General features: G+C 43.7%; 3 protein-coding genes and 1 pseudogene. 2 read left to right on the top strand and 2 right to left on the bottom strand.

Features of this window, described 5'->3' with window-relative positions:
- Window positions 1-168: 168 nt before the first annotated feature.
- On the top strand, window positions 169-318 hold the full coding sequence (locus tag F6K20_RS23445; protein WP_154659699.1) for a hypothetical protein: 150 nt from the start codon (window positions 169-171) through the stop codon (window positions 316-318).
- Window positions 319-560: 242 nt separating this feature from the next.
- Here the strand turns inward: F6K20_RS23445 and F6K20_RS40830 are convergent.
- Window positions 561-764, bottom strand: a pseudogene (locus tag F6K20_RS40830) (type II toxin-antitoxin system HicB family antitoxin).
- Window positions 765-820: 56 nt separating this feature from the next.
- On the opposite strand from F6K20_RS40830, the gene F6K20_RS23440 reads away from it, so the two are divergent.
- Window positions 821-979 carry a hypothetical protein gene (locus F6K20_RS23440; RefSeq protein ID WP_154659700.1) on the top strand — a complete coding sequence of 53 codons (159 nt, stop codon included), beginning with the start codon at window positions 821-823 and terminating at the stop codon, window positions 977-979.
- Here the strand turns inward: F6K20_RS23440 and F6K20_RS23435 are convergent.
- Window positions 967-5,076, bottom strand: coding sequence for an ATP-binding response regulator (locus F6K20_RS23435; RefSeq protein WP_287296208.1), 4,110 nt, complete (start codon window positions 5,074-5,076; stop codon window positions 967-969). The genes F6K20_RS23440 and F6K20_RS23435 overlap by 13 nt on opposite strands.
- Window positions 5,077-5,152 lie beyond the last annotated feature (76 nt).

The raw sequence follows: 5,152 nt of genomic DNA, 5'->3' as shown, positions 1-5,152 counted from the left end.
TCACCTTGTCTTGATGCAGTCGCTCATGGGGGAAACCCCCAAGACCGCGCTGCATCGCTAAATTTCTGGGGGGGTTTCCCCCCCGGGAGCCTTGGGTTTGGTCTGATAGCATAGGATCACATCCGAATGGTTTCGGGTATTCTTCTGACATGAATCATTGAACTAGCCGTGGATAGTATTTCTACGGCTATTTTTTTTTGCTTTTGGGATGTATATATAAAGGGAATCGGGAATTGGGAATCGGGAATCGGGAATTGGGAATTGGAAGAGTGTAGGGAGTGTGGGGAGTTTGGTGAGTGTGGTAATTCTCTTATTTAGCGTTATGTAAGCATTCAGCTTCGATGTAAGCTAACATTTCATAAAATTTTGAATCGTCCTGATATTTTCCAGCCAATTTTAACCAGGGATTTTCTTGAAATTATAATTCCTTTTGGAGTACCTTAAATACAGCTTTCTTTCCCTCTAAAGGTAATTGCTTTACTAACATGATGACTTGCTCAACTGTTATATCTAAGGTAGGCATACCGATGACGTCACTTTGTAAATTTATACTTGTTTTATTATAGTTTGACCCGGTGGTGCGTTACTGTTTCTTGATAAGCTATTACCAAAGATTCTAACGCTTCAGTTCCATTCTTAACCGCTTCTTCATAAGAATCGCCATGATTCCGCCATTTTTGTCCTGGTAAATCGGGAAAACCAACTAAAAAAAAATTATCTTATTCTGACCATTGAATTATCATTTTATATTTAAGTTTGATCATCATTAAGATTACCCTCTACTTCATCAATAGCTTTTTGTACAGCGGTTTCTATTCTAATGAGATACACAGATTTTTTTCACTCTTGCCTCTTGCCTCTTGCCTCTTGCCTCTTCCCTGTTCCCTACTCCCTACTCCCTACTCCCTACTCCCTACTCCCTACTCCCTACTCCCTACTCCCTACTCCCTACTCCCGACTAATAGCTCAATTAATATAACTTTCCACTAAAGTCAAAATCGCTTGTTCTTGAAATCCATCCGCTAAATCTTTGAGCTTATTAGCAAAAGGCCGATAGTTTTCATGGAGATGTTCTATGAACATAGCGCGATCGCGAATCTTTCTCATACTGCCGAGCATGGCCAATTCGTAGAGTACTTCCATTTCCTCAGGGGGCGGCGGGATAATTGCTGCTGTCTGACTTGAGATAGTGCCATTTTTGCTCAAACCCATGTCATCAATTGGTTCATACACCCACTCAATCGGTAAATATTGCTCCAATAAAGCGAATAATTTATTCTGGTCAATGGGTTTGGACAGAAAAGCTTGACAGCCAATTATCTTACTCTTGTTATGATCCATATCCAGGAAGCTAGCTGAGACAGCAATGATGGGTATGTCTTTAATTTCAGGAATTTGTCGGATTTCGTTAACCGCTTCAAAGCCAGTTTTAACTGGCATGACTAAATCAGTCAAAATCAGGTCGGGGTGAAGTTCAGCCGCCATATATACTGCTTGTTCACCATCCTCGGCGGTGACGATATCAAAGCCGATCGGTGCGAGCATGTTGAGCAAAACTAAGCGATTTTCCAGTTGACCATCCACTACCAATATTTGGCATCGTTTACCCTTGTAGCCCTTAATTTTACCCACTATTTCCGGTTGAGCTTTGGTAACGGTTTTGACCACAGTAAAGGGGATCTCAAACCAGAAGGTAGACCCTTTACCGAATTCACTGGTTACCATCAGTTGACCCCCCATTAACTCCACCAGTTGTTTAGAAATGGCTAAGCCTAAGCCAGTGCGAGCAGAGCGCCGTTGGGTATCACCCACTTGTTCAAAGGGTTGGAAAATTGTTTCTAACTGTTCCGGGGACATGCCAACGCCGCTATCAATGACTTCAAAACGGATAACTGAAGTAGTCTGTTGTTGCTCAATTACAGCAAGTTTCGCCCCCCTAGCCCCGCAATTCTGCGGTGCGACCCGTGGCGAATTTAATTCCCCTACGGAAAGCGCACCGGTGGGGGAAATTGAGTTAAAGTCCCCCAGAATTGGGTGATTTAGGGGGCTTGCAGCTGTCTGTAGTGAGGTCAATTCATCTGAAAACGGCTGTAAACTAACTCGCAACGTTACTTGACCATGGTCAGTGAATTTAACAGCATTGCCCAAGAGATTAATCAAGATTTGTCGCAACCGTTTCTCGTCAGCTTGAATCCCATTGGGTAAATTCCCCACAGGGTCGTATTTGAACAAGATATCTTTTTCTAAGGCTCGCATGCGAATAATCGCTACCACACTTTCGATGAAAGTTTGAAAATGTAAGTCACTGGGGTAAAGTTCAATTTTGCGAGCTTCAATTTTAGATAGGTCTAAAATATCGTTGATCAGAGTCAACAAATGGTTGCCGCTTTCCTCAATAATACTTAAACCATCGATTTGCCTGGTGCCTAGGTACCCGTCTTGCTTGAGGATTTGAGAATAACCAAGAATGCCATTGAGAGGAGTATGCAATTCATGGCTCATATTGGAGAGGAATTCGCTTTTAGCTTGGTTAACCGCATCAGCTGCTTGTTTGGCTTGTGCTAATTCAGCAGTGCGTTCGGCAACTTTCTCTTCTAAATTGCTGTAAAGTTGAGCATTTTCTAGGGAAATAGCAGCTTGGGATGTGAGCAGATTTAAGACTTCTAATCTATCTGAAGTAAAGGCTCCAGTGGTGAGATTATTTTCTATATAAAGTAAGCCAATTAGTTTACCTTGATGGATGATCGGAGTACACATCAGACTCCGGGGTTGCTGACTAATAAAATAGGGGTCAGCAGCTAAGATAGTCTCAACCGTGATATCATTGATAACTAAGGTTTCCGATTTCCGTTTAACATAATTAATCGCACTTTGGGGAATATCTGGGCTTTCTTCCACTGGCATAGATTCAACGAAAGCCAGTTGATTAGAAGTTTCCATAGCCTCGATCACTAACCGGTCACCTTTAACCAAAATTAGAGCGCATTTGTCAGCTCCAGCATTCTCCATCACCACTTGCATCAAAGTCGAGAGCAACTGATCTAGCTGGATTTGCCCAGATAGAGCTTGGGATGCTTTGATCACCGTAGCCAAGTCGAAAGTGGTTGAACCGTTAGTAGTGGTGGTATTAACTCCTTGAGTGGTGAGGTTGGTGATCGTCTCCCCGGTGCTGATATTGATAGTTTTCTCGGTAAGAATAGAACTGAGAAATTGGGGATAGCGAATTTCCAAATCCTCCACCTTAGCCAATGCGCCCCAGCGACTATAGCCATAGTAGGCACAACTCAGGTAGGCTTGGGCAATAGTTTCTTTACCCCACTCCAAGTAGAATTTAGCAGCCAGTTCATTAGCCAGGGCTTCCTCTTGGATGTATTGGTTTTCCTTTGCGCCAGCAATGGCGCGCTCATAATACTCCATAGCCTCAAGCTTTTGACCCAAAACACGATAGCGTTCGGCTTCTACTAAATAAAATTTGTGCAAATAATTCATCGGGGCATGGTCTGCCCATTTTTTTATTTTGTCTTGATTGTGGGCTATCTTATCTAAACTTTGTTTTTGTTGAGCGTGATTCTGTTGAGGATAGAGAGCTAAGCGAGTTAGAGAATCGTACCAATAGAAAACTGCAAAAACGAAAACGGCTGGTGCTCCATCTAAATAATTTTCGGCAATGGTGGCATGTTGCCAAGCTTGCCGATAATCCTGAAATAGATAACAGAGGAATAATTTATTCAGGTGTAGGGTGTAAATTGCCCTGAGGTTATTGAACTCCTGATGGAGTGGGAGCATGATCTGTTCGTCGTAGACTTCACCCCTTAAACAACAATAATTTTCAGCCTGTCCTAGCAAGTTTAAGACCAATTGCCAGGTGATGGCCGTAAACTGACGTGGCATCTCTTGCTTGAGTTGATCAATCCCTTGATGATATTTGGCACAGGTCTGGTCAAGCTCAGCCAGCTCCAAGCCGAGCCAAAAGGAATGTTCTAAGTAGAACATTGCACAGAAGGCAGATTGGTCAAAATCTCCAGTTTCTACCCCTACAGAGTAAGCTTCTAGCAAAGGGGTTAATGTTTCTTTCAGATGCACTTTCCAGGGCTTTGTTCCGAAATTGACCAGCAACATTACTCCAGATTTAAGCTGTTTCGCATTGAACCGTGCTAATAACTTCAGAGCCAGTTGACCGAATCGATTGTTGCCATCCATATCTCCACAAAGCTGCCAGAGAATGACTGCGTAACCTGCATAGGACACAGCAGACAAAGGACAATTGCCATTTTGGAGGGAGAGATTGACCTGTTTCAAAACGACTAACGGAAACAGTAGAGGATTGGTCCTATAAGCAACTGGCATCAGTCGCCAGAGGATACTCATCGCCGCTAGTTTTTCGGGTGCGGTCATCACCGGCAAATCAATTAAGTCCTCAATCTCTTTACCTTCTAAACCTGACTGTGTCTGGTGTAGTGCCAGCCCAATCTCTTCTGGACTGGGCTGTTGGGGCAGTTCTATCCCCAATAACTTCAGGACTTGGAGCCCGGTGGTAATGGCTTGCTCACCGTGGCTTTGAGCTTTATAGGCTTCAATCGAGACTTCATACGCTGTGATTTTGTCCAGTAGTGTTTTCCCTTGTGCCAACACCACCTGGACCATTTGCTCCATCTGCTCAAAGTCTGTATTGAGGTATGCCACCTCGGCGGCAGCTTGAGATAGGGCTAGGCTTAGGTCATACTGACGTTGCCAGCTATTTTTCCCCAGCAGTTCCAGACCTACTGTTAAATATCTCAGAGCAGCCCCATAGGCCGTCGCCGCCTTCGCTTTTTCTCCAGCAATACGATTTAATTGAGCTAATTCATCTCGCTGAGCTTGATCGGTGATTAACTCCACACCATAATTCAACTGGTTGACAATATCAAAAATCTTCTCTTCTCGTTTTGCTGTCGGGATATTTTTCAACAGCAGTTGCCCAATGGTTAGGTGGGTTAACTGTTTCTGGTCTTCCGGAATCAGAAAATAAGCCGCTTGCTGCACTCGGTCATGTAAAAACTTGTAACTTGGGGATTGGTGTTCGCGTAGCGTGGCCAATTGCTGATTGCTGATTGCTGATTGCTGATTGCTGATTGCTGATTGCTGATTGCTGATTGCTGATTGCTGATTGCTG

It is taken from the genome of Moorena sp. SIO2C4 (genome assembly GCF_010672485.1).
GTDB lineage: Bacteria > Cyanobacteriota > Cyanobacteriia > Cyanobacteriales > Coleofasciculaceae > Moorena > Moorena producens.
This window is presented reverse-complemented; position numbering and strand designations above follow the sequence as displayed.

What these genes read in the sequence shown, in the direction of transcription:
- F6K20_RS23440 (WP_154659700.1), top strand. Translation starts at nt 821, where the DNA reads ATGAGATACACAGATTTTTTTCACTCTTGCCTCTTGCCTCTTGCCTCT.